21 protein-coding genes and 1 pseudogene are annotated in these 24892 nt (G+C 71.8%); 13 read left to right on the forward strand and 9 right to left on the reverse strand.

Annotated elements, in window-relative coordinates:
* From rbsK to lanM (ABFY07_RS11890), 8 genes are all read left to right on the forward strand, one after another.
* Nucleotides 1–924 carry a ribokinase gene (gene rbsK / locus ABFY07_RS11855; RefSeq protein WP_346174442.1) on the forward strand — a complete coding sequence of 308 codons (924 nt, stop codon included), beginning with the start codon at nucleotides 1–3 and terminating at the stop codon, nucleotides 922–924.
* Nucleotides 921–1325 (forward strand): D-ribose pyranase, encoded by a 405-nt coding sequence (gene rbsD / locus ABFY07_RS11860; RefSeq protein ID WP_346174443.1) that lies wholly within the window; start codon nucleotides 921–923, stop codon nucleotides 1323–1325. Before rbsK ends, rbsD begins: the two co-directional genes overlap by 4 nt.
* Nucleotides 1326–1670: 345 nt before the next feature.
* On the forward strand, nucleotides 1671–2495 hold the full coding sequence (locus ABFY07_RS11865) for an endonuclease/exonuclease/phosphatase family protein (RefSeq protein WP_346174444.1): 825 nt from the start codon (nucleotides 1671–1673) through the stop codon (nucleotides 2493–2495).
* Between the two features lie 307 nt (nucleotides 2496–2802).
* Nucleotides 2803–3645 carry an AfsR/SARP family transcriptional regulator gene (locus ABFY07_RS11870; RefSeq protein ID WP_346174445.1) on the forward strand — a complete coding sequence of 281 codons (843 nt, stop codon included), beginning with the start codon at nucleotides 2803–2805 and terminating at the stop codon, nucleotides 3643–3645.
* Between the two features lie 269 nt (nucleotides 3646–3914).
* Complete coding sequence (locus ABFY07_RS11875; protein WP_065959517.1) at nucleotides 3915–4097, forward strand: plantaricin C family lantibiotic; 183 nt, start codon at nucleotides 3915–3917, stop codon at nucleotides 4095–4097.
* 25 nt (nucleotides 4098–4122) lie between these two features.
* On the forward strand, nucleotides 4123–4311 hold the full coding sequence (locus ABFY07_RS11880) for a class II lanthipeptide, LchA2/BrtA2 family (RefSeq protein ID WP_346174446.1): 189 nt from the start codon (nucleotides 4123–4125) through the stop codon (nucleotides 4309–4311).
* A 128-nt stretch (nucleotides 4312–4439) separates the two neighbouring features.
* Nucleotides 4440–7616: a type 2 lanthipeptide synthetase LanM gene (lanM, locus tag ABFY07_RS11885; protein WP_346174447.1), complete on the forward strand. Its 3177-nt coding sequence runs from the start codon at nucleotides 4440–4442 to the stop codon at nucleotides 7614–7616.
* Nucleotide 7617: 1 nt separating this feature from the next.
* Complete coding sequence (lanM, locus tag ABFY07_RS11890) at nucleotides 7618–12669, forward strand: type 2 lanthipeptide synthetase LanM (RefSeq protein ID WP_346174448.1); 5052 nt, start codon at nucleotides 7618–7620, stop codon at nucleotides 12667–12669.
* 111 nt (nucleotides 12670–12780) lie between these two features.
* Here the strand turns inward: lanM (ABFY07_RS11890) and ABFY07_RS11895 are convergent, their stop codons facing one another.
* Complete coding sequence (locus tag ABFY07_RS11895) at nucleotides 12781–13155, reverse strand: MerR family transcriptional regulator (RefSeq protein ID WP_065959521.1); 375 nt, start codon at nucleotides 13153–13155, stop codon at nucleotides 12781–12783.
* Between the two features lie 61 nt (nucleotides 13156–13216).
* On the opposite strand from ABFY07_RS11895, the gene ABFY07_RS11900 reads away from it, so the two are divergent.
* Both ABFY07_RS11900 and ABFY07_RS11905 read left to right on the forward strand, forming a co-directional pair.
* A complete protein-coding gene (locus tag ABFY07_RS11900) occupies nucleotides 13217–14329 on the forward strand; it encodes an alkene reductase (protein WP_346174449.1) in 1113 nt (370 codons plus the stop codon).
* Between the two features lie 4 nt (nucleotides 14330–14333).
* Nucleotides 14334–15215 carry a fructosamine kinase family protein gene (locus ABFY07_RS11905; RefSeq protein WP_346174450.1) on the forward strand — a complete coding sequence of 294 codons (882 nt, stop codon included), beginning with the start codon at nucleotides 14334–14336 and terminating at the stop codon, nucleotides 15213–15215.
* 44 nt (nucleotides 15216–15259) lie between these two features.
* On the opposite strand, the gene ABFY07_RS11910 is transcribed toward ABFY07_RS11905, so the two are convergent.
* The 5 genes and pseudogenes from ABFY07_RS11910 to ABFY07_RS11930 form a co-directional block, all read right to left on the reverse strand.
* Nucleotides 15260–15703: an NUDIX hydrolase gene (locus ABFY07_RS11910; RefSeq protein ID WP_346174451.1), complete on the reverse strand. Its 444-nt coding sequence runs from the start codon at nucleotides 15701–15703 to the stop codon at nucleotides 15260–15262.
* A gap of 19 nt (nucleotides 15704–15722) precedes the next feature.
* Nucleotides 15723–16517 carry an STM4013/SEN3800 family hydrolase gene (locus tag ABFY07_RS11915; RefSeq protein WP_346174452.1) on the reverse strand — a complete coding sequence of 265 codons (795 nt, stop codon included), beginning with the start codon at nucleotides 16515–16517 and terminating at the stop codon, nucleotides 15723–15725.
* Nucleotides 16514–17011, reverse strand: a complete 498-nt coding sequence (locus ABFY07_RS11920; RefSeq protein ID WP_346174453.1) for a phosphohexomutase domain-containing protein — start codon at nucleotides 17009–17011, stop codon at nucleotides 16514–16516. Before ABFY07_RS11920 ends, ABFY07_RS11915 begins: the two co-directional genes overlap by 4 nt.
* Entirely contained in the window at nucleotides 17004–17582 is a 579-nt protein-coding gene (locus tag ABFY07_RS11925; RefSeq protein ID WP_346174454.1) for a dTMP kinase, read from the reverse strand. The genes ABFY07_RS11920 and ABFY07_RS11925 overlap by 8 nt, the downstream gene beginning before the upstream one ends.
* Nucleotides 17583–17638: 56 nt before the next feature.
* A pseudogene (locus tag ABFY07_RS11930) lies at nucleotides 17639–18409 on the reverse strand (radical SAM protein); the annotation flags it as partial.
* 323 nt (nucleotides 18410–18732) lie between these two features.
* On the opposite strand from ABFY07_RS11930, the gene ABFY07_RS11935 reads away from it, so the two are divergent.
* From ABFY07_RS11935 to ABFY07_RS11945, 3 genes are all read left to right on the forward strand, one after another.
* Nucleotides 18733–19707 carry an NsdA family TPR-like regulatory protein gene (locus ABFY07_RS11935; protein ID WP_346174456.1) on the forward strand — a complete coding sequence of 325 codons (975 nt, stop codon included), beginning with the start codon at nucleotides 18733–18735 and terminating at the stop codon, nucleotides 19705–19707.
* A gap of 18 nt (nucleotides 19708–19725) precedes the next feature.
* On the forward strand, nucleotides 19726–20283 hold the full coding sequence (locus tag ABFY07_RS11940) for a GNAT family N-acetyltransferase (RefSeq protein ID WP_346174457.1): 558 nt from the start codon (nucleotides 19726–19728) through the stop codon (nucleotides 20281–20283).
* A 137-nt stretch (nucleotides 20284–20420) separates the two neighbouring features.
* Nucleotides 20421–21455 (forward strand): magnesium chelatase ATPase subunit I, encoded by a 1035-nt coding sequence (locus ABFY07_RS11945; RefSeq protein WP_346174458.1) that lies wholly within the window; start codon nucleotides 20421–20423, stop codon nucleotides 21453–21455.
* 122 nt (nucleotides 21456–21577) lie between these two features.
* On the opposite strand, the gene ABFY07_RS11950 is transcribed toward ABFY07_RS11945, so the two are convergent.
* Genes ABFY07_RS11950 through ABFY07_RS11960 form a run of 3 tightly spaced genes read right to left on the reverse strand, consistent with a single transcriptional unit; the run spans nucleotide 21578 to nucleotide 24737 of the window.
* A complete protein-coding gene (locus tag ABFY07_RS11950; protein ID WP_346174459.1) occupies nucleotides 21578–22420 on the reverse strand; it encodes a sugar phosphate isomerase/epimerase family protein in 843 nt (280 codons plus the stop codon).
* Entirely contained in the window at nucleotides 22417–23589 is a 1173-nt protein-coding gene (locus tag ABFY07_RS11955) for a dihydrodipicolinate synthase family protein (protein WP_346174460.1), read from the reverse strand. Before ABFY07_RS11955 ends, ABFY07_RS11950 begins: the two co-directional genes overlap by 4 nt.
* Complete coding sequence (locus ABFY07_RS11960; RefSeq protein WP_346174461.1) at nucleotides 23586–24737, reverse strand: Gfo/Idh/MocA family protein; 1152 nt, start codon at nucleotides 24735–24737, stop codon at nucleotides 23586–23588. Before ABFY07_RS11960 ends, ABFY07_RS11955 begins: the two co-directional genes overlap by 4 nt.
* Between the last annotated feature and the right edge of the window lie 155 nt (nucleotides 24738–24892).

The raw sequence follows: 24892 nt of genomic DNA on the forward strand, positions 1-24892 counted from the left end.
ATGCACGACCACGACCTCCTGGTCGTAGGGTCGGCCAACGCCGATCTGGTGATCGGAGTCGAACGCCGCCCGGCCGCCGGGGAGACCGTCCTCGGCTCCGACCTCGCCGTCCACCCCGGCGGCAAGGGCGCCAACCAGGCCGTCGCCGCCGCCCGGCTGGGCGCCCGTACGGCCCTGCTGGCCCGCGTCGGCGACGACGCGCACGGCCGCCTGCTGCTGGAGTCGCAGCGGGCGGCGGGCGTGGACACCGCGGGCGTCCTGGTCGGCGGCGCGCCCACCGGCGTCGCGCTGATCACCGTCGACCCGTCCGGGGACAACAGCATCGTGGTGTCCCCCGGCGCCAACGCCCGGCTGAGCCCCGACGACGTACGGGCCGCCGCGGACCTGCTGGCCTCGGCCCGCGTGGTCTCGGTCCAGCTGGAGATCCCGCTGGAGACCGTCGCGGCGGTCGCCGAGGCGGTCCGCACGGCGGGCGGGGAGACGGGCCCGCGCCTGGTCCTCAACCCCTCGCCGCCCGCCGCCCTCCCCGCCGAGGTGCTGGCCGCCTGCGATCCGCTGGTGCTCAACGAGCACGAGGCGCGCTTCCTGCTGGGCGAGGACCCGGCGGGCCGGGAGGAGGCCCCCGAGGCCTGGGCGGCCGCCCTGCTGGCGCGCGGCCCGCGCTCGGTGGTGGTGACCCTGGGCGCCGGCGGCGCGCTCGTCGCCGACCGCGACCGTACGGTCCTGGTCCCCAGCCTCCCGGTCGAGGCCGTGGACACCACCGGCGCCGGGGACGCCTTCACCGGCGCGCTCGGCTGGCGCCTGGGCGTCGGCGACGACCTGGAGACGGCCGTGCGGTTCGCCGTACGGGTCGGCGCGGCGGCGGTCACCCGCGCCGGCGCGCAGGAGTCCTTCCCCACGGCCGAGGAGGTCGCGGCGCGATGAAGCGGTCAGGGATCTTCAACCGCCGGCTGAGCGGGGCCCTCGCCGAGCTGGGCCACACCGACACGGTGATGGTCTGCGACGCCGGGCTCCCCATCCCCGCCGGGCCCGCCGGGCCGCCGGTGGTCGATCTCGCCTTCGTGGCGGGGGTGCCGTCCTTCGAGCAGGTGCTCAGGGGGCTGCTCGACGAACTGGTGATCGAGGGCGCCACGGCGGCCCTCGAGGTGCGGGAGCACAACCCGTCGGCGACCGCGCTGCTCGACGGCCTCTTCCCCGGGTCGGCGCTGGAGCTGGTGCCGCACGAGGCGCTCAAGGCGCGGACGGCGGCGGCGCGGCTGGTGGTGCGCACCGGTGAGGTGCGGCCGTACGCGAACGTGCTGCTGCGCTGCGGCGTGCCGTTCTGAATCACTGATCAGGGCGACGTTCTCATCAGGGCGACGTTCTCATCAGGGCGACAGCGAGATATTTCGAGGGGCCCGGTCCATCGGCCGGGCCCCTCGCTTCCCCCTCCGCAAGGCTTCCTCTTCTCCCCCGGATTCCCTCGAAATCCCCCCGGATTTCTCCCCCGGAATCCTCCCCCAGGAAGCCTGGTGCCCGGTACGACCCACGGCGGGCCGGAAGGGTTGCACGCTTGTCGCGAGTTATCGATCCGTGATCCGACGGCGGTTCCACGCCATACCGCTTGATCGGCGCGCCGCGCCGCATAGGGTCGGGACAGTGGTGATCACCCCGAGAGGCGGGAGCGGCGGATGCGGGTGATGACGTGGAACGTGTGGTGGCGGTTCGGCCCGTGGGAGCGGCGCCGGGAGGCGATCCTCGCGGTCCTGCGCGCGGTGCGGCCCGATGTGGTCGGTCTGCAGGAGGTGTGGGCGGACGGTGAGGAGAACCTGGCGGGCTGGCTCGCGGAACGGCTCGACATGCACTGGACCTGGGCCGCCTCCGACTCCCCCCAGAAGTGGCAGCGCCGCATCGGGGACCCGACCATCGACTTCGGCAACGCGGTGCTCAGCCGCTGGCCCATCGCCGAGCGGTCCGTGGCCCGGCTGCCCGCCGGGGGCGGCGCGGACGACGGGCGGCTGGCGCTGTACGCCCTGGTGGACGCCCCCGGACACCGGGTGCCGTTCTTCACCACCCACCTCAACGCCGACCCTCACGAGTCGGCGGTGCGCTGCGCGCAGGTCGCCGCCCTGGCCCGCTTCATCGCGGACCACCGCGGCAGCACCCCCTTCCCTCCGGTGGCCACCGGCGACTACAACGCCTGGCCCGACTCCGACGAGATACGGCTGCTCGGCGGCTACCGCACGGCCCCCGCCGTCCCCGGGCAGGTCCTCTACGACGCCTGGGAGTACGCCGACCCGGCCGCGCCCTGGGCCACCTGGGACACCGCGAACCCGCACGTCGCCAAGACCTTCGAGCCGAGCACCCGCATCGACTACATCCACGTCGGCCCGCCCGGCCCCGACGGCCTCGGCCATGTCCGCTCCGTACGCCGCGCGGGCGACGGCCCCGTGGACGGCGTCTGGCCCTCCGACCACGCGGCGGTGGTCGCCGAGCTGGCGACGGGCACCTGGTAGACCGCCCCTCGCCGTCCGGGCCCGCGCGGCGGGTGTCCCCCGGCGTCCGGGTCCGCGTCCGCGTTCGCGCGGCGGGTGTCCCCCGGCGTCCGGGACACCCGCCGCGCACCCCTGTGACCAGGCCGGACAGCGCCGACCGGACCCGGACGGCGGCGGACTGTCCGGGACGCCGCGGATCCATTGTTACCCCCGGCCCGCCTTGGTAGGCATTTTGTTGTCGGCAATCGCCCGACATCACCGCCTGCCCTGCTCGGTCTCGACGAGCCGGAAAACGGGGAGAACAAAAATGTCGGCCACGAAAACAGCCATGAAAATCGAGTGGGCAGCGGAACCGCGTCTGCTCTTCAGGGTGCTCGGCCCCATGGAAGTCCTCGGCGGAACCGAACCGGCCTCGCCGCTGCGGCGAGCGATTCTCACCGCCCTCCTGCTCCGCGCCGGGCAGGCCATCACGGTCGCGGAATTCACCGAACTGCTGTGGGACGATCCGCCCGCCTCCGCCGCGGCGAACATCCGCAGCCACCTCACGGCGCTGCGGCGCGACCTCGACGGCATCGAGCCGGGCCTGAGCCGGCGGGTGCGGACTTACCGCGGAAGCCGGAGCGGCTACGCGCTGGAGGTCGCCCCCGAGGAGTTCGACGTGCCGATGTTCATGGTGTCCGCGCGGCACGGGCGGAGCCTGCTGCTGCGCGGTGACGCGGACCGGGCGGTCGCGGCACTGGAGAAGACGGTGGCGCTGTGGCGCGGCCCGTTCGGCCCGAGCCTGCCGCCCACCCGGTGGTTCGCCGCCCATGCCGCCGGCCTCAACAGCGCGCGCTTCGACGCGTATCAGGACCTGTTCACCGCCGCCGTCCTGGCCGACCGCACCGAGACGCTCGCCTACCGGATCGAGAGCGCCATCGCCGAGGCGCCCTACCGGCAGCGCTTCTGGGAGCTGCTGTCCGCGGTGCACTGCATCAACGGCGACGCGGCCGGCGCCCTGGACGTCATCGGGCGCTGCCGGCGGCTGTTCGCCGACGACCTGGGGCTCGACCTGCCGCCCAACGTCGCGGCGATGCGGGCCGCGGCGCTGAACTGGGACCGCCAGGAGGCCCGCCGCCTCGTCGCGGCGCAGGCGCCGGCGCCCGCGCCCGCGTCCACGTCCGCCGCCTGAGACCTGACGCCTGAGACCTCGCGCCTGAGACCTGACGCCTGAGACCTCGCGCCTGAGCCCTGGCGCCTGAGACCTCGCGCCTGAGACCTGACGCCTGAGCCCTGGCGCCGGCGGGCCGACGCCGGATGTGCGAGCCGTATGCACAGCCTGTGCGCGAACCCCGCTCTTCGCGGTGCGGCCGGCCAACAACGGCCTCCCAGAATGAATTCACGGGACGCCGGAACAACGGGGCTTTCGGCACCCGCATGCAACCGAACCAAGGAGAGAAGATGAACTCGGAATTCGAGGGAGACCTTTCCCTCGTGGAAGAGCTCGCGGAGCAGGACTTCCACGACGTCGCGCAGCACGGCGGCACGATCGACCTCGCTCACCGCATCAGCCAGTACTTCGGGGGTGGGGGGTACGGAATTTTCTGCACCCTCACCAAGGAATGCCAGCCGAATTGCAACTGATGTACTACCAGGGAAAGGGATAGTCATGCAGAAGGACACGGACATCCTCGGCGCGTGGGACGAGGCCGAGCTCGTCGAACTGAGCGAGGCGGACGTCCACGGCGGCACCGGACCCGTCTGCGCCGCGATCGGCCTCACCGCCGCCGTCACCAGCATCGCCGTCGGGGTCTCCGCGGCGGTCTGCCCGACCACCAAGTGCACCAGCAGGTGCTGAGCGCCGGGCGGCGGGTCCGGTGAGCGCGTAGCGCAGCGCGGTGGAACGGGGGCCCTCGTACGGGCCCCCGGTTCCGCCCCGCCCACCGGACCCCGCCGCGTCCCCATGGAGATGGAGTATCACGAGTCGTGAAAACCTCAGCCCCGTACTATCCGGAACTGAGCGCAGCTCAGATCACGGACCTCATCGCGCCGCTGGCGCGATTCGACGCCCAGACCCTTGGAGTCTTCCGAGGCCGGAAGGGCCCCCGGGCCGCCGTATCCGCCGACGCCGCCGGACCCACCGGCGCCACCGCCCACGCCACGGTGGCTCAGTGGTGCGCGGCCCCCGAGCACTATCCGTTCCAGAAGATCATCAGGAACGCCGCCGCGACGCTCGCCGACCCCGACCCGGTCGCGCCGTTCGCGCCGCTGTTCGCCGATCCCCAGGCCGCGCTGCGGCAATTACTGGCACGTGCCGAGGCCCGACTGCGCGAGGTGTACACCAGGCCGCTGGTCGCCGCCGTCAACCACGCCCGCCGCCAGGGCCGGCTCGTGGGCACGGACCCGGCCGAGCGGTACCGGTACTTCGTCGACCAGTCGTTCCGTCATTCCTTCGAGGCACTGAGCGGGCTGTCGTTCCCCGTGCTGCGGAGTGTCACGCGCGTCGTACTGGCCTACGAGGCGCACAACTTCCGGGAGCTGTGCCTGCGGCTCTCGGCCGACCGTGACGCGATCGCCGCCGCCTTCGGCATCGGCCCGGCGGACCCGGTCGTCTCCTGCGGATTCGGGGACGGCGACGCGCACCACCAGGGCCGCAGCGTGTCCGTCCTGGAGTTCGGGTCCGGCAGGAAGCTGGCCTACAAGCCGCGGGACGTGTCCTGCGAGGCCGCGTACGCCGTCATCGCCCGCGAGGCCAACGACTGGCTGGGCACCTCGCTGGTCGCCGCCGAGGTCCTGGAGCGGCCCGGCTACGGATATGTGGAGTACGTGGCGGCGGAGGACGTCGCCGACATCTCCGCGCGGTTCATGGCGGCCAGCGGCGAGCTCGCCGCCGTGCTGTACCTGCTCAACGCGCAGGACATGCACTTCGAGAACGTCGTGGCCACGCGCCGCGGCCCGGTGCCGATCGACCTGGAGACGATCCTCCAGCCCGCCCGGCTCCACCCCGGCGCCCCCGAGGAGACGCCGGACAACGCCCATCACAGGCTCACACAGTCGGTCTACGGCATCGGGATCCTGCCCCTCCTCATGGCCGGCCGGGACGAGGACTCCGGCTATGTGGACCTCGGCTTCCTCGGCGAGCAGGGCGGCGGCGAGTCACCGTTCACGTCCGTGCGGTTCGAGGCTCCGTTCACCGACGAGGTGCGTCTGACGCTGGGCCGGCAGGCGGCGGAGGAGCGGCGGACGGTCGTGGGGACGCTGAGCCAGGACGAGGTCCATGCGCTGGGCGAGCGGATGGCGTCCGGATTCGTCCGGGTGTGCCGCGCGGTGATGTCGGACAGGGAGCGCTGGACGGCGCTGGTGCGCGGGGCGGCGGCCGGCGCGCGCGTGCGCTACCTCCACAACCCGACGACGGTGTACGCGCAGACGCTGCGCACGGCCTCGAGCGCCCGGGCCATGAACGACCGCGCGTCCTACCTGGCGGCGCTGAAGCGGGTGGCCATGGCCAGCCGGCCCGCCGCGCGCGCGATCGTCCGTTCCGAGCTGCGGCAGCTCGCGGGGCGCGACGTCCCCTACTTCACCGTTGGCGCGTCGGACGTGGCCCTCATGGACGGCGAGGGGACCGAGGTCGGGGCCGTGCTGCCGGTCTCCCCGATCGCCGCGGCCGCGGCGAAGGTCGCCGCCCTGACCGAGTTCGAGGTGGGCGAGCAGCTCAGGCTCATCCACTCCGCCTTCTCCTGCCGCTTCCCCGACGACCACCTGGCCTCGGCGGACGGCATCGGCCTCCCGCTGTCCGGCGGCGCGGCGAGCGGACGGCGTACGAGCGGGCGGCGTACGGGGGCGGCGGGCGACACGCTCGCCGGGGTGGTGACCCGGCTGTGCGACACCATGGTCGCCTCGGCCCTGCCCGACCGGTACGCCCACCTCCCCCACACCTGGATCGGTCCGCTGGCCTCCGCACAGGCCAACCGGCCGTGGCCACCCGCGGTGCTCGGATACGACCTGTACACCGGGAGGGTCGGCCCGGCGCTGGCCCTGGCGGCGGCCGGCCGCGTCCTGGACCACCCCGCCTACCGTGACCTGGCCGGACAGATCTTCTCGGCCATCGCGGAGGGCCTGTCCGAGTCCCCGTCCGCGTCCGTGTCCGTGTCCCCGTCCGCGTCCCTGCCCGAGTTCCCGTCCGGCCCCCTGTCCGGGCCCTCGTCCGGGCCCCCTTCCAAAACCGCGGACACGCGGCGGGCGGCGCCCTTCTCGGCGTACTCCGGATCGGCCGGCACGCTGTTCGCGCTGGCGACGGCGGGCAGGCTGCTCGGACAGCCCGGTTGGGTCCGCGCCGCCCAGCAGGCGATACCCGACGTGCTCGACCCCGTGAACGGCCGACCGGCGGCCGACCTGCCCCTGGACGTCATCAGCGGGCTCGCGGGCGTCCTGTCCTGTGTGACGGCGATCGGCGGCCCGTACGCCGAGGAGTCGGCCGCCGCGCTGACGGACATGCTCACGGACGCCCTGCGGCCGGGCGCCCACCACCCCGTACTCGACCAGTCCGGCTTCGGACACGGGGTCAGCGGCGTCATCCACGCGCTGAGCCGGGCCCACCCGCGCCTGCCCGAGCGGCGGCGAGGGGCCGTCGAGGCCACGCTGTCCCGCCTGATCGGCCGGTTGCGGGACTTCTACGACCCCGCCGAGGGCGACTGGTACTCCAACGTGGCCACCCCCTGGTCCTTCCCCACCGGCTGGTGCCACGGCTCGGCCGGCATCGCCCTCGCCCTCACGGCGTACGGCGCGACGACGGGAGACGAGTCGGCGGAGCCCATGCGGAAGGTGGCCGTGGGCAACATGATCCGCCGTGGCTTCGGGCGGAACCTGACCTGGTGCCACGGCGACCTCGGCAACCACGACATCCTCTGCGCCGTCGCGAGCGCCGACCACTCGCTGCGCGCCGAGGTCGAGGAGGTCGAGCGGACGTGGCTGCACGCCGAGGTGTTCACCCGCAAGGCCGGTGACACCCGGAGCCGGTACGCGCACACCAACAGCCTCCTGGTCGGGACCGCCGGGATGGTGATCCACCTCGTCAACCGCCTGGATCCGTCCGCTCGGCTGTCCCCCGTCGCGCTGTCCCCCGTAGCTCCGTACCGACCCGGTCCGACAGCGGGGGGCCGATGACATGACGTGGAACATCATCAACCGTCGGTCCACCCAGCCCCGGCGGGTACCGACGATCACGCAGGTGGCCCAGACGGAATGCGGCCTGTGCTGCTGCGTCGCGGTCCTGCGCTACCACGGGCGCGCGGAGGAGATCTCCACCGCGCGGCAGGTCATGGAGGCCGGCCGGGACGGCCTCAGCGCCACCCAGCTCGCCCGCTTCCTGCGGGAGCGCGGCATGGAGGCGAAGCTCTTCCGCGTCAAGGACGTGGCGGCCCTCGCGAAGTTCACCTCACCGGTGATCCTCTACTGGGAGGACTACCACTTCGTGGTCCTCGAGCGGTTCGACGGCCACACCGCGGTCATCATGGACCCGGCGCTCGGGCGGCGGCGCCTCGGCAGGAAGGAGCTGGAGGCCTCCTTCAGCGGCATCGCGGTGTCCGCCGAGCCCGGCCCGGACTTCGAACGGACGCCCCGGAAGTTCATGGCGGACTGGCGCGGCATCCCGCTCTTCGCGAAGGGCTCGCGCAGGCGCATCGCGCTGGTCGGTCTTCTGTCGCTCGGCGGATACGCGGGAACCCTCGGCATACCGATGCTGACGGAATGGGCGGTCGACCGGTACGTCCGCTGGGGAGGCCTGGACGACCTGGCCACGGTCCTTTCCGTCATCGTCGCCGTGGCCATCGGCTACTTCGCGCTGTATCTGCTCAGAGTCGCCGTCCTCTCGTCCGTGGTGGCGATGATGGGCGAGCACCTGATGATCCAGACGTTCTCCAAGCTGCTCTCCCTCCCGTACAAGTTCTTCACGACGCGACAACCCGGCGAGCTTCTGTTCCGGCTCAACAGCGTCAACGTGATCAGGGATCTGCTGTCCTCGCGCGTGGCGCAGGGCGTGCTGGACGTCGGGACCCTGTTGTGCGTGAGCGGTTATCTGCTGATCGCCGAATGGCGCCTCGGCCTGATAGCGGCGGCCCTTTCCCTGGCCAACGCCCTGTATCTGGTGAAGACCCGCATCCGGGTGCTGGAGTCCGTGGACGCGGAGATGACCCACCTGAGCAAGAGCCAGTCGGCCCAGCTGGACGCGATCGTCTCGGTGCCCACCATCAAGATGGGCGGATATGCCGCCGAGTTCCTCGCGAGCTGGAGCAAGGTGTACGCCTCGTCGCTCCAGGCGATGAAGGACCGCATGCGACTGCAACAGGGCCGCATCACGGGCCTGACCGCCACCACCCAGATGTTCGGCCCGCTGATCCTGCTGTTGTCGAGCCTGTATCTCGTCGGCCACGGGCATATCTCCCTGGGCCAGGCCATGGCGGTGCAGACGGTGTCCGGCACCTATTTCGCGCTGTCGACCTCGGTGTTCCAGACCTGCACCGAGTTCGCGGAGGCGTCCCGCTACATGGCGCGCCTCAACGACATCGCCGAGACGCCCTCGGAGGACCGCGGCGGCGACCTCAAGCAGCTGCCCTCGACCTCCATCCGCCTGACCGACGTCGGCTTCCAGTACACCCGCCACAGCGAACCGGTCCTCAGCGACGTCTCGATCGACATTCCGGCCGGGGCCAAGGTCGCCCTCGTCGGCCCCTCGGGATCCGGCAAGTCCACCCTGGGGCGGATCATCTGCGGGCTGTACGAACCGACGCGGGGCACCATCGAGTTCGGCGGGCGGGACATGTGCGAATACGACAAGGACTCGCTGCGCCGCTCCATCGGATACATCCCCCAGGAAGTGCATCTGCACAACCGCACGATCCTCGAGAACCTGACGATGGGGCAGGACATCCCCGAGGAACAGGTGCGTGAATTCTGCGAGAGCGTGGGAATCCTCGACTTCCTCGAGGACCTTCCCATGGGGCTCAACACGCTGATCTCGGAAATGGGCGCGAACTTCTCCGGCGGTCAGCGGCAGCGGCTCGCCATCGTCCGGACCCTGCTCCAGCGGCCCTCGATCCTCGTCCTCGACGAGGCGACGGCCTCGCTGGACACCATCAACGAGCGGCGCGTCACGGACATCATCCAGGACATCGGGGCGACACAGATCATCATCGCCCACCGACTGGCGACCATCAAAGCGGCCGACCGCATTTACGTGCTCGACGGTGGACGCGTCGTCGAGCAGGGCAGTCACGAGGAATTGCTGAACGGAGGTTCGGTCTACATGAAGCTCTACGCGGACGGTGACCCCGATGCCCTGGTGGCGGGGCGGGAGAAGGCGGCCTGGGAGAACGCGATCGGCCCGGAGGGCCCGATCTGTGACCCGGACGTCGCCATCCCCGCCTTCCTCCCGTTCTACCAGCACCTCGTGCCCAGGAGTTCCGTGGTCTCGACGCTGCGGGAGGTGATGGCCCCGGCCACGCGCCCCGAACGCCACGAGGCGGTGGTGGACACCATCTGGGGGGAGCTGCTGACCGCCGTCGAGGGCCACTCCTTCCGGACGCTGATCGGCGAGTTCCACACCTTCCGCGAGGGCCTCGGGCTGCCCATGACGGCCGACGGCGACGAGGCGCTGCAGCGGTTCCGGAGGCATCTCGGCGCGCCCGGCACCTGCCGGCGCATCGCCGACGCCTACCCGGTGCTGCAGCAGCGGCTGTCCATCCTGCTGGACAACTCGCTCGACGCGTACACCGACATGTTCTGCGCGTACACGGCGGACCAGGAGGCGCTGCGCGCCGCCGGTCTGACGCCGCGCACGGCGGCGGCCGGGGAGCTCATCGAGGACGTCTTCCTCACCGGCTCCGACCCGCACAACGACAACCGCCAGGTGGTCGGGGTGCGGCTGACCAGCGGCACCAGACTGGTCTTCAAGCCGCGGGCCCTGGCGACGGACGGTTTCGTACGGGACCTGTACGCGGCCGCCGACCCGTACCTCAGCTTCTCGCTGCGCGAGTGCCTGCCCGTCTCGGTGACCTCCGGGTCCCACGGCTGGCAGCAGTTCGTCCCGTCGGAGCCGATGACCTCGCCCGACCAGCCGGCCCGGTACTTCTACCGGTTCGGCGCGCTGTGCGCGATCCTCTCCGCCATCGGGGCCTCCGACCTCCACGACGAGAACCTGCTGGCCCGCGGCGAGAATCCGTGCGTCATCGACACCGAGACCATCCTGCGGCCGGACGCGGGCGTGGAGAACGACACGCTTCCGCACCTGCTGATCAATCACACCAAGCTGTCGGTCGTCTCCACGATGCTCGTCCCCTCGATGAGCCCGGCCTCCCCCGTCGACTTCCTCATGGCGGGGGTGGGCGTGGCCGGCGACCAGCCCTCCAAGATGACCAAGACGGTGGTGCGCGACCCCGGCACCGACGGCATGTGCGTCGGGCGGGATCCCATCACCTACCGGCAGGACGCCAACCTGCCGCGTCTTGGGGAGGCGCCGCTGTCCGCGACCGACTACTTCTCGGATGTGCTGGCCGGCTACACCGACGCCCTCGAGTTCGTGCGCGGCGGCGCGATCCCGGCGCTGCTCGACACCCACCGGGACATGCCCGTCCGGTATGTGCTGCGGGCGACGCTGGTCTACAGCCGCTTCATGGACGCCTCGACGCACCCCTCCTACCTCGCCCGACCCGAGGAGGCCGAGCGGCTGTTCGGGCTGCTCGGGAACTCGGGCCAGTTCACCGCCGAGCTGGCCCAGCGGATCGCCGCCGAGGAGCGCGCCGGCATGAACACGGGGAACGTGCCCTATTTCAGCTCACGGGCGGACTCCACCGACCTGGCCACCTCACGGGCGCGCTTCCCCGAGGCGTTCACGACCTCGTCGCTGGACCACGCCCGGCGCGGCGTCGCCCTGAACGCCGCCCGGCCCGACCACTACCACCACTTCCTCCTCGAGGAGTGCTTCAGCGAGGTGTTCGGCGAGGACAGCCCCGCCGGCCTGTCCCGGCACAGCGTGTTCGCCGGGCCGCTGCGGCACGCCCGCGCGGGGGCCTGGTGGCCGGAGATCGCGCGGCGGATCGCCGACCTCGGCGTGACCCTCCACACCCCGGACGGTCCGCGGACCGGCTGGCTGGGCGGCATCGGCCCCGGGCGGGACGCGGCGACCATCACCCCGGGCAACTTCGTCTCGTTCCACGACATGGGCGGCATCACGGCCTTCCTCAACCGGGCCAACCGCCTCGACGACGGCTTCCGGACCGTCCACCACCGCGCCGACCGGGGGCTCGACGATCTGCTGGCGGAGTACGGCGAGGGCCTGCGGCAGACCCCGGAGTCCGTGTTCTCCGGCGCCGCCTCCCTGCTGCTCACCCGGCCGCAGGCGACGCCGACCGACTGGCTCGGGCCCGTCCTCGACGAGGTCGACGCGCGGGCCGCGGCGGGCGACCTGGAGACCGACCTGAGCAACGGCCCGGCCGGCCTGCTGATGGTCCTCCTGTCCCGCCTGGAGGCCGGGGACGACCCCGCCGCCCTGTGCGGCGAACCCCGGCTCGCCCGGCTGCGCGATCTGGCCCTGGCCCATCTCCAGGCCCCCAGGACCGCGCCGTGGTTCGACCTCGCCCACGGCGAACTCGGGCTCCAGTGGGCCCGCGCCCGCGTCGGCCGGGTCCTCGGTGACGAGGCGCCGGCCCGGGCGTCCGCGGACTGGCTGACCGTACGGGCCGGCTCCGGCACGGGAGGCTCGTTCGCCGGGTGGTGCAACGGCGCCGCCGGCCTGCTGCTGGCCTCCGCCGAGATCCTGTTCTCCGCCGGCCGCCCGGACGAGCTGTCCGGACGGCGGCTGACGACCCTCGTCGAGGCCGCGACCCGGCTGCGCCCCGGCCGCCCGGTGGACCTGTCGGTCTGCCACGGCAGCAGCGGCGTGGTCCAGTCGCTGATCGCCACGGCCCGCGTCCTCGGCGACGACTCGCTGCTCACCCGGGCCCACGAGTACCAGGAACTCGTCCTGACCAGGGCCCGCGAGAACGGCTTCTTCACGGGCTCCCCCGGCCGGACCTCCCTGCTGGGCTACATGCTCGGCTGGGCCGGCATCGGCGACACCGACGCCCTGCTGCACGCCACGGAGCAGAGCCACGACGACGGCTTCTTCCGCGTCCCGGTCGCGATGACCTCGGGCTTCGCCCGGCTGGCCCAGCCGGTGGGGTGACCCGGGCCCGGAGTGCGCGGTGAGTAGTGCACGGGGAGTATCGGACAGCGACACGCCGACGCCACGGCGTGTCGCTGTCCGGTACTCACCACAAAAGCCGCGCGGGGAGGTTCAGCCCTTCGCCGCCAGGCCACCCGAGGCCGTATCGATCACCTCGTCCAGGACCGCGCGCGAGCGCTGGAGGTCCTCGATCATGCGGTCGATGCGGTCCCGCTCCGCCGTGAGGTCCGTGACCAGGCGCTCGTCGGCGATCTCGGACGGGCCGCCGTCGGCGTCCCTCATGCACGGGAGCAACTGCCCGATCCGGGAGCTGGACAGCCCCGCGGCGTACAACTCCTGGATCCGCAGCACCCGGTCGACGGCGCCCTCCCCGTACTCCCGGTGGCCGCCGGGCGTCCGGCGCGCCACCAGCAGCCCCTGCTGCTCGTAGTAGCGCAGCGACCTCTCGCTCACGCCCGTACGCCGGGCCAACTCACCGATCCGCATGACGCACCTCACACCGGGCGGGCTTGAATCTGACATCAGTGGCAAGTTCTACGGTACCCGCATGACGAACACAGCCACCACATCCCGCCTCTTCACCCCCACCCGCCTCGGCCCCCTCGACCTCCCGAACCGCCTGGTCATGGCGCCGCTGACGCGCAACCGGGCCGCCGCCGACGGCAGCCCCACCCCGCTGATGGCCGAGTACTACGCCCAGCGCGCCTCCGCGGGGCTGATCATCGCCGAGGCGTCCACCCCCAACGCGGTCGGCCAGACCTACCCCAACATCACCGCCATCCACACCGACGCCCATGTGGCCGGCTGGCGGCAGGTCACCAAGGCGGTGGCCGCCGCGGGCGGCGGCCCGATGTTCCTCCAGATCCAGCACGGCGGCCGGGTCGGCCACCCCGACACCAGCGGACTGACCCCCGTCGCCCCGTCCCCGGTCCCGCTGCCGGAGACGATCCACACCCCGACCGGCCGCCGACCCTCGGTCACCCCCCGCGAGATGACGCCCGACGACATCCGGACCACCGTCGGCGACTTCGCCGACGCGGCCCGGCGCGCGCTCGACGCGGGGTTCGCCGGGGTCGAGGTGCACAGCGCCAACGGCCACCTCCTCCACCAGTTCCTCGCCCCCAACACCAACCGGCGCGGCGACGCGTACGGCGGGAGCGTGGAAAACCGGGTCCGGTTCGTGGTCGAGGTCGTCGAGGCCGTCGCCGAGGCGATCGGCCCCGAGCGGGTCGGCCTGCGCGTCTCTCCCGGCACCACCACCGTCAACGGCATCGCCGACACCGACGCCGACGTGCTCTACCCGGCGCTCCTCGCCCGCCTGGCGGACAAGGGCCTGGCCTACCTCCACATCGTCTTCGCCGACCCGGACCAGCCCCTCTTCCAGCGCCTCCGCGCGGACTGGCCCGGCACCCTGATCGGCAACCCCGTCCTGCCCAAGGAGCAGATCCCCGCCGACGGCGGGCGGCAGGCGGCGGAGCGGCTCCTGGCCTCCGGGGCCGACCTCATCGCCCTCGGCCGGCCCTTCCTCGCCAACCCCGACCTGGTCGAACGGCTGCGCACGGGCGCGCCCGTGAACCCGGTCCGGGACCGGTACATGATGTACGTGGGCGGCCCCACCGGCTACACCGACTACCCCACTCTCGACAAGGTCGTAGCCTGATGGGATGTCGGCCAGGTACGAAGGCAGGACCGGCGAGGACCCGGGGGCGGCCGCGGCCCGCCTCACCGGGCGCCGGGTGAGCGGTCAGCGCCCGCCCTCGGGCGGGCCCGCCCACGTCGTGCTCGACGGCGGGCAGGTGGTGATGGTCAAGCGCGGCTCCGACCCCGGCGCCACGCGCGCCGAGGCGGCGGGGCTGCTCTGGCTGGCCGAGGCCGACGCGGTCCGGGTCCCTGCCGTGCTCGGCCACGACGCGCACTGGCTGGTGACCGAACAGGTCCCCACCGGCGCCCCGAGCGCCCGCGCCGCGGCCCGCTTCGGCCGCGACCTGGCCACCCTCCACGCCGCCGGCGCCCCCGCCTTCGGCGCGCCCCCACCCGGCGGCCCCGAGGACGCGTACATCGGCCTCGCCCCCATGCGCAACACCCCCGGCCCCGACTGGCCCCACTGGTACGCCGAGCACCGCGTGCTCCCATATCTGCGCCGCGCGGTCGACGAGGGCACGCTGCGCCCCACCGAGGCCCCCCTCATCGAGCGCGTCTGCGAACTCCTCCCCGCCCTGTCCGGCCCCACCGAGCCGCCCGCCCGGCTCCACGGCGACCTGTGGAACGGCAATGTGCTGTGGGGCGCCGACGGCCAGGCCTGGCTCATCGACCCCGCCGCCCACGGCGGCCACCGCGAGACCGACCTGGCCATGCTCCACCTCTTCGGCTGCCCCCACCTCCACGACATCCTCGACGCCTACCACCGGACCACCCCCCTCGCCGACGGCTGGCCCGACCGCATCGCCCTCCACCAGCTCTTCCCCCTCCTGGTCCACGCGGTCCTCTTCGGCCGCCCCTACGCCGACCAGGCCCTGGCGGCGGCCCGGTCGGCCCTGGCGGCCTGATCCGCGCCTCGTCGATGGCCCCGTAGGTAGAGGGACAGCTTCTGTCAGGCTGCGGTGATCTGCTGGGCCAGCAGCAGTGCCAAAGGGCCTCCCTGAAGCAGGAAGCGCCCCTCGGTGGCCGCCCGGATCGCATCGGTCAAGGGCCACCACATGAGTTTGAAGTCCTCTTCGCTGGGTGTGAGTTGCTGCGGCCCCAGGGTGAGGCCTTCGGCCAGGAACAGGTGGATTCGGGCAGTGGAGTCGAGGGTGATGGCGTACGAGCCCAAGGAGAGCCAGGTCTCGGCGGTGACACCGGCTTCCTCACGCAACTCGCGCCGCGCGCACTCTTCCGGTGTCTCGCCGGGCTCCCTGCGCCCCCCTGGCAGGAACAGGTAATCGCCGCCATGCTGGGGGAATGCAGCGGTCAGGACGGCCACCATGCCGTCCGTGTCACGGGCCACGATGACGGAGGCGTCGCACCGCGCCCCCGGGTCGGATGCTGCGGTCATGGCCCCGGAGCGTATCCGCCTACGCTGACAGCCATGCCGCGAACGGGACGTTCAGGACCGTGGGGTGAGCGATGCCACGGCCGTGGTACCCGTCCTCGCCGAAGGCGTCGCCGTGATCGGCGCACATGATGATCAGCCATCTCTTGCCGCTGGTGAGCCCCTCGACCAGGCGACCGAGGTGTTCGTCCGCGTACGCGAGCGCGGCGGCCTGGGACAGCCATGAGTCGGAGCTGTCGCCGTTGTAGTGGCCGTGGGGGACATGGGTGGCGGAGACATTGACGAACAGCATCAGCGGCCGGTGAGCGTACTGCTCGGCGACGGCCAACGCGTGGTCAACCTGGTGGCGCGCGGAGTCCGGCTCCGGAGAGCAGAACTCCGGGCGCCAGTGGTCCTCGTGGAACATGTCGGGCAGCACCGACCCGAGCGGGGTCTCCCTCGAGAAGTAGGTCACCCCGCCGACGCACACGGTGCGATATCCGTGCGGCGCGAGCCCGGTGAGGAGGTTCGGCGCGTCGAAGACGAACGTGCCCGCATCGACGGTCTTGAACGCGGGCGGGCGACACTCCCACAGCCGGGGAGGCTGTACGGGCTGCGGCAGCTTGGGCAGGAAGCCGGAGAAGAACGCCATGTGGGCGGGCAGCGTGAAGGTGCCGGGGGTGCGGCGCTCCTCCCACACCCCGCCGGGGAGGATCTTCGCCAGGCGCGGTGTCCGACCTGCGTGCAGGGCCGCGCGAGCGACGTCGTAGCGCAGGGAGTCCAGGGTGACGAACAGGATGCTGGTCTCGCTTCGGATGATCTCAGCCGCGTCGATCACAGCGCCTCCAGCAGGTCTCGACGTTCGGTGATGTGGCCCTTGGCCTGGTCGTTCACCGGGATGGGAACCCGGTCGGAGGCGATCATCTCCCGCAGCCTGGCCAAGCCGGTGTCCTCGGTGACCGGCTGGCCGTCCGCGCCGTAGAGACGGATGGTGACGGTCTGCCGTCCGCCGTGGTCGGTCGTGGTCAGCAGGGCGCCGGGGACGTCCCCGAGTTCCTTTATGGCGTTCAGAAGGTGGCCTTCGTCGGCCATGCCGAGGCTGGAGATCTGGCAGCCGAAGTGCTCGGCGTTGATGGCGCCCCGGCAGAATCGCCGGTGGAACTCGACCGTGACGCAGTGGCCGTCGTGGGCCACGGCCATCTGCCGGGCCTTGCTCACCACGACGAAGCAGGCGGCGACCCACCAGGCCACGCCCTCGTGGATCTCGCCCGGGAACGCGCCGCTGATGCGGCCGTCACGGATGACGGTGTCGGTGTCGATCGGGTTAAGCACGCCTGCTCTCCAGGTGCTCGACGACGATGTCGGCCAAGTCCTCCGGGCTGCGGTCGTCGGTCCGGATCGTGACCGCGCTCGGATCGCTCTCGGCGACGGACAGGAAGTTCTCCCGGAGCCGTTCAAGACGGTCGGCGACGTCGAACAGGTCGAGGTCGTCCTGCTTCACGTCCTTCTTGTTGCCCATCCGCTCCTTCAACGCCCTGTCGGAGCCGATCAGGTAGGAGGTGGCGTCCGGGGCCACGAGGTAGGGCAGGAGCGGTGCCATCAGGCCGCGCACCTGGTCGAGGCCGACTCGGTTGACGGCGGCGTGGCAGGCCATGACCGAGGAGGCGTACCGGTCCGCAACCACCGGCCCCGTGCTGAGGGCTTGCCGTACGACGTCTGAGACGTGCAGGAGGCCGGAGAGATAGAAGGCAAACTGCGGCAGTGGCCGAAGCTCCCGGTTGACCGTGTCGGACCAGCCGGTGTGCGGATCGGTGAGTGTGTGGAGCGCGGTGGCGCCGAGCCTCTTGGCCAGCAGGCGGGCGAGCGTCGACTTCCCGACCCCTGAGACACCTTCCAGGACCACGAACGGGCCCCGGCGACCTTCATCTGCCCCGGGCGCGTACGGGGTGCGCAAGGCGCTCACAGGGTGCCCTCGGTGAAGGCGGAGACGTGCCGGGCGACGGCAGCGGGGATCGCCTCCGGATCGTCCAGCAGGGGCCGGATGTCCATCCGGAGGTCATCCCGCAGAAGGCAGGGCTGGATTCCGCCGGCGTGGTCGACGCGCAGGGACCAAAACCCTTCCACGCACTTGGGCTTGACCGGGCAGGTGCCGCACTGGCCGATGTGATGGCGCCCGAGTTCGCGGTGAATGACGTCGATGGCGATGCCGTCGATGCGGAAGATCCGTCGCCCCTGCCCAACCCCGGAGACTTCGACCTCCTCGTCGCTCGTCAGGGTGCGAAGGTGGTCGATGATGCCCTGGGCGCCGATCGCTGAGCCCTTCCGGCCAGCGTTGAAGTCGGTGTCCACCAGCTCGATGAACTGCACGGGCATGCGCCGGTCGAGAGCAAAGGCCAGAATGTCGTGCAGCTCATGTTCGTTCTCGCGCTGTACCAGCGTGTTCAGCTCCACCCGCTCGAACATTTCACGGGCCGCCTCGATGCCGTCGAGAATGGTCGCGATGCCGATGCGGGTGTTCGCGATGGCTTTCGGCGACGCGTCGGAGAAGTAGTGAAGGGAGACCTTCACCTTGTCCAGGGCGGTCGTGGAAAGCCACTCCTGGTGCGTTCGCACCAGGGTTCCATTCGTGATCAGTGTGTAGGTCGCGTCCGGACCGCGTGCGGGAAGCCGGGTCAGTACCTGCCGGGCCAGGGGCGACATGAGGGGCTCCCCACCGGTGAAGTACACCCGTTTTGCCTGACGGTGGGTGCCGCATCCACCGTGCGCTTATGAGCACCGCGCGTAACACAGCGTTAGAGGAGTGGATGGAGGCACACGGCCACAGCTCCAGCTCCTTTGCCCAGGCCGTGAGCAAGGCGAAGGAAGCACTCACCGGCAGTCCCGGCACGTACGACGGGCGCATCGTCCGGGACTGGAAAGCCGGCCGGGTCCGCTGGCCCAACGCCGTCACCCGCGCGGCCATCCAGCACCTCACCGGACTGGACCCTGTCCGCCTAGGGTTTGTGCCACGAGGCCGCAACGAAGCAGTCGAAGCGCCATCGCAGGAGGATCCCATGCGCCGCCGCACCTTCGTGACCGTCGTCCCGGCCGCGGCCCTCGCCGGGGCAGCACCGCCCGCCCGCGCCCGTTACACCGTCGGCACCGGCGATGTGCAACGCCTGCGCCAGGAACTCGCAGACCTGTCGAAGCTGGACGACCGGGAAGGCGGCGGCCCCGAGCTGGAGAAACGCGCGATAGCCCTTGCTGACGAAACCATCAACCTCCAGCGGAACGGCAGCGCCACGAGCCGCATCCGAAGCCGCCTGTACGCCCTCGGCGCCGCCTCCACCGCCATGGCCATGTGGGCCACGGTCGACTCCCGGCAACCCGTCCGCGCGCAACGCCACCTGGAGCGAGCGACCCACCTCGCCGGACTCTCCGGAGACGGGCAGGTACAGCACCAGATCTGGCAGTACGCCAGCATGCTCGCCAAACAACGCGAACACTGGCCGGACGCCGTAGCCGCGGCCGAGGCCGCCATGTCCGCTAGCGCGCACCGAACAGACCCCCTCTACGCCTCCCTCAGCCACGCGCGCCTCGCGGTCTCCCTCCCCGGGATCGGAGAACACACGCGCGCCCAGCGCGCGCTGGAACGGGCAGAGCAGGCATTCGAGCGAGCCGACCCCCGCGAATGGCGCCCCACCTCGATGGACTTCTATACCCGCAGCGAACTCGACGGCCTGACCGGCATCACCTACCTGTGGCTCAACCAGCCCGAACGGGCCGAGTACCACCTTCACCGCTGCGTCGCCGCCCTCCGCCCCGACCAGCACCGGAACCGCGCCTTCTACGCCGTCAATATCGCCTTCGCCCAACTCGGCCAGGGTGACCCCGAACAGGCATGCAACACCGCCGCCGCCGTCATCCCCCCGCCCGGATCCACCAGCGCGGGCCGCATCCCCCATCTGCTGGACACCTTTACTGCCAAGCTCAACGCGGCAGCTCCCGGCGCACGCATCACCCATGAGTGGAACGCCCGCACCGCCTGACCCGGAAGGACCCACCCTGTGACCACCTCACCGGCCACCGTGGAGCTACGCCGCTACGGACGCGCAGACCTCAACGCCATTCGGCAGCCCCTCACCGATGTATACGCCGAGGTCTACTCCGCCCGGCTCTCCGACCCCTTCTTCTCCATCGAGCGATTCGAGGAACGGCTGAAAGGTCATGTCTCCCGCGAACCCTGGGAAGTCGTCATCGGCTGGGACGGCGACGAGCCCGTCGGCTACGCCTATGGCTCACCCCTCCCGCCCCGCTCCCGCTGGTGGGCCGGAATGCTCGAACCCCTACCCGAGGAAATGACTCGCGAGGACGGCGCGCGGACCATGGCCCTGTGCGAGCTGATGGTGCGGCAGCCCTGGCGGAAGACCGGCATCGCTCACCGCATCCACGAAGAGCTTCTGTCCGGCCGCGCGGAGGAACGAGTGACGCTCCTGGTCGAGCCGACACACCCGAAGGTGAAAGCGCTCTACGAATCGTGGGGCTACGAGAACATCGGAGACCAGCAGCCTTTCCCCGACGCCCCCGTGTACGCGACCATGCTTCGCATCCTGCGGCCCGCGTAAGCATCCAGGCGCGGTGTCACCGGCTTTTTCCTCGCGCTGCTCCCAGTGCCGCCGCCTCTACCGTCTGCCCCAGGAGCACGGCGATGGTCACTGGCGCCCATGCAACTCGCTGTATCGGTGACTAAGGGGATGACCCAGTGCGACGCCGCAAACTCCTGACCGGTCTGACCGGGGCGACCTCCAGTGTGGTCTTCGGTCCCGGCCCGGCCGCCGCCCGGTCTCCGGTGGGGCCGGGCTTGTCGGGCCTGGAGGACCTGCTGCTGCACCGGCAGGACAGCCTGCCACTCGGCACGGATCCCACCCCGTCCACGGCCCTCGCGGCGGTGGACACCTCCCGCCGCGAGTTCGGCGCCTGCCGCTACGACGCCCTTGCCCGCGGCCTGCCGTCCCGGATCGCGCTCGCGCAGGCCCTCGGCGCCGAGGGGCATCCCCGGCAGTCGGCGGTCGCCGTCGCCGACCTCTACACCGTCGCAGCTCGGTTGTGTATCAAGCTCGGCGAGGACGGCCTCGCGGCGGTCACCGCCGACCGGGCCCTGACCGCGGCCCTGGGTGGCGCGGACGCGCTGACCGTCGCCGAGGCCCACCGTATGGTCTCCAGCGCCTTGCGCCGCCAGGGCCACTACGCCCGCGCCACCGACGTCGCCGTCACCGCGGCCCGGCAACTGGCCACCGACCGCACCGCCGAGATGTCCGAACGGCTGTCCGTCCAGGGCAACCTGTACGCCACCGCCGCCTACACCGCAGCGAAGCAAGGCGACCGTGACACGGCGCAGGCGCTCATCGCCGAGGCACAGGCGACCGCCGGACGGCTCGGCCACGACGAGCTGCTGCGCGGCACCGTCTTCGGTCCCGGCCAGGTGCTCCTTCACCAGATCTCGATCAGCTACCTGCTCGGCGACGCCGGACAAGCCATCGAGCACGCCCGCCGTGTCAACACCGCCGCCCTGCCCACGACGGAACGCCAGGCCCGCTACTGGATCGACGTCGCTCGCGCCTTCGACCAGTGGGGCAAGCCCGACCGCTGCTACCGCGCTCTGCTGGCCGCGGAGGACGCAGCACCGCAGGAAGTCCGCCGCGGATCCGTACGGACCATGGCCGCCGGGTTGATGCGGCACGACCGCTCCCTGCCCGGAGTACGCGCGTTCGCCCAGCGCGTCGGTGCTCTCGCTTGACGCTGCCAAGCGGTGCCGGGCCCGCGTCCTCAGCTCGAGTTGTGGTGAGTATCGGACGGCGACACGCCGTGATGTCGGCGTGTCGTTGTCCGATACTCACCACAAAGTCACTGGCATTGCCGCTACAGCACCAGCGTCCGGTAGCGGTCCGCCACCTCCGCCAGCACCTCCGCGCCGTCCCGGGCCCACAGGGCCGGGTTGAAGATCTCCACCTCGATCGGCCCGGTGAAGCCCGTCGCGTCGACCCGCTCGCGGAACCAGCGGAAGTCGACCGAGCCCTCGCCGAGTTGGCCGCGGCCGAGGAGGACGCCTTCGGGGAGGGGGGTGATCCAGTCGGCGAGTTGGAAGGAGGCGAGGCGGCCGCCGGCGCCGGCGCGGGTGATCTGGGTGGAGACGGTGTCGTCCCACCAGAGGTGGTAGGTGTCGACGACGACGCCCACCTGCTCGGCGGGGAAGCGCTCGGCCAGGTCGAGGGCCTGGGCGAGGGTGGAGACGACGCAGCGGTCGGAGGCGTACATGGGGTGCAGCGGCTCGATGGCCAGGCGGACGCCTCGGTCGGCGGCGTAGGGGGCGAGTTCGGCGAGGGCGTCGGCGATGCGCTCGCGGGCGGCGAAGAGATCGCGGCTGCCGGGTGGGAGGCCGCCGGAGACGAGGATGAGGGTGTCGGTGCCGAGGGTGGCGGCCTCGTCGATGGCGGCGCGGTTGTCGGCGAGGGCGGCGGCCCGTTCGGCCGGGTCGATGGCGGTGAAGAAGCCGCCCCGGCACAGGGAGGTGACCGTCAGGCCCGCGTGGCGGATCAGCCGGGCGGCCGCCTCCACGCCGTACTCCTGGACGGGGGCGCGCCACAGGCCCACGCCGGGGACGCCGGCCTTGACGCAGCCCTCGGCCAGCTCGGGCAGCGACCACTGCTTGATGGTTTCCTGGTTGAGGCTCAGGCGGGTGAGGTCTCCGTTCACACCGGTCATTGCGCCACTCCGTACACCGTCAGCAGGGTCTTCATCCTCGACTCGGCCAGCGCCGGGTCGGGGAAGAGGCCGAGCCCGTCGGCCAGTTCGTACGCCCGCGCCAGGTGCGGCAGGGAGCGGGCGGACTGGAGGCCACCGACCATCGTGAAGTGGGACTGGTGGCCGGCCAGCCAGGCCAGGAAGACGACGCCGGTCTTGTAGAAGCGGGTGGGGGCCTGGAAGAGGTGGCGGGACAGCTCGACGGTGGGGTCGAGCAGCGCGCGGAAGGCGGCCGTGTCGCCGGTGTCCAGCCTGCGCACCGCCTCGGCGGCCAGCGGGCCCAGGGGGTCGAAGATGCCGAGGAGGGCGTGGCTGAAGCCGCGGTCGTCGCCCGCGATCAGCTCGGGGTAGTTGAAGTCGTCGCCGGTGTAGCAGCGCACGCCGTCCGGGAGGAGGCGGCGCAGCTCGACCTCGCGCCGGGCGTCGAGGAGGGAGACCTTGATGCCGTCGACCTTGTCGGGGTGGGCGGCGATCACGTCGAGGAAGGTGCGGGTGGCGGCGTCCAGGTCGGTGGAGCCCCAGTAGCCCTCCAGGGCCGGGTCGAACATCGGCCCGAGCCAGTGCAGGATGACGGGCTCGGCCGCCTGGCGCAGCAGGTGGCCGTAGACCTCCAGGTAGTCCTCGGGGCCCTTGGCCACGGCGGTCAGGGCCCGGGAGGCCATGAGGACGGCCTGGGCGCCCGCCGTCTCGACGACCGCGAGCTGCTCCTCGTACGCGGCCCTGACCTGGTCGAGGCCGTACGGGTAGCCGATCTCGGTGGCGGCCAGCTGGTCGGTGCCCACGCCGCAGGCGATGCGGCCGCCGACCGCCTTGGCCTCGGCCGCCGAGCGGCGGATCAGCTCGGCGGCTCCGGCCCAGTCCAGGCCCATGCCGCGCTGGGCGGTGTCCATGGCCTCGGCGACGCCGAGGCCATGCGACCACAGGTGGCGGCGGAAGGCGAGGGTGGCGTCCCAGTCGACGGCGGCGGGGCTGTCGGGGGTGACGTCGGCGTACGGGTCGGCGACGACGTGGGCGGCGGAGAAGACCGTGCGGGAGGCGAGGGGCGCGCCGCCGGGGGCGAAGGCCGCGGGTTCGGTGCGGGGCTCGTACGGGCGGGTGGAGCCGTCGGCGGCGGGCAGGTGGAGGGTCACAGGCTCAGCTCCGGCACGTCCAGGCGGCGGCCCTCGGCCGACGACCTGAGGCCCAGCTCGGCGAGTTGCACCCCGCGCGCGCCGGCGAGCAGGTCCCAGTGCCAGGGCTCGTCGAGGACGACATGGCGCAGGAACAGCTCCCACTGCGCCTTGAAGCCGTTGTCGAACTCCTCGTTGTCCGGGACCTCCTGCCACTGGTCGCGGAAGGACTCGGTCAGCGGGAGGTCGGGGTTCCAGACGGGCTTGGGGGTGGCGGAGCGGTGCTGGGCGCGGCAGCGGCGCAGCCCCGCGACGGCCGAGCCCTCGGTGCCGTCGACCTGGAACTCGACCAGCTCGTCGCGGTTGACGCGGACCGCCCAGGAGGAGTTGATCTGGGCGACGGCGCCGCCTTCGAGCTGGAAGATGCCGTAGGCCGCGTCGTCGGCGGTGGCGTCGTACGGCTTGCCCTGCTCGTCCCAGCGGTGCGGGATGTGGGTGGCGGCGTGCGCCTGGACGGTCCGTACGGCGCCGAACAGCTCGTGCAGCACGTACTCCCAGTGGGGGAACATGTCGACGACGATGCCGCCGCCGTCCTCGGCGCGGTAGTTCCACGAGGGGCGCTGGGCGCTCTGCCAGTCGCCCTCGAAGACCCAGTAGCCGAACTCGCCGCGCACGGACAGGATCCGGCCGAAGAAGCCCCCGTCGATGAGCCGCTTCAGCTTGAGCAGGCCGGGGAGGAAGATCTTGTCCTGGACCACGCCGTGCTTGACGCCGGCCGCCTCGGCGAGCCGGGCCAGCTCCAGGGCGCCCGCAAGGCCGGTGGCGGTGGGCTTCTCGGTGTAGATGTGCTTGCCGGCCGCGACGGCCTTCTTGATGGCCTCCTCGCGGGCGGCGGTGACCTGGGCGTCGAAGTAGATGTCGATCGAGTCGTCGGCCAGGACGGCGTCCAGGTCGGTGGACCAGTGCTCCAGGCCGTGGCGCTCGGCCAGGGCCTTCAGGGCGTGCTCGCGGCGGCCGACCAGGACCGGCTCGGGCCACAGCACGCGGCCGTCGCCGAGGTCGAGGCCGCCTTGTTCGCGGATGGCGAGGAGGGAGCGGACGAGGTGCTGGCGGTAGCCCATGCGCCCCGTCACGCCGTTCATGGCGATCCGCACTGTCTTGCGTGTCACGGTTTTCTTCTCCTCACCGAGGTCCTCATCAGACGTCGCCAGAGTCATAGCAAGCGCTTTCTACACCACACGCTAGCCGCCCCGGCCCGCCCCTGTACAGAGTGAGGGGTCAGAGGAGTGAGAGGTCAGAGAGCGGACGCGGAGCGGTCGGCGCG

It is taken from the genome of Streptomyces sparsogenes subsp. cuspidosporus, from assembly GCF_039532705.1.
GTDB lineage: Bacteria > Actinomycetota > Actinomycetes > Streptomycetales > Streptomycetaceae > Streptomyces > Streptomyces sparsogenes.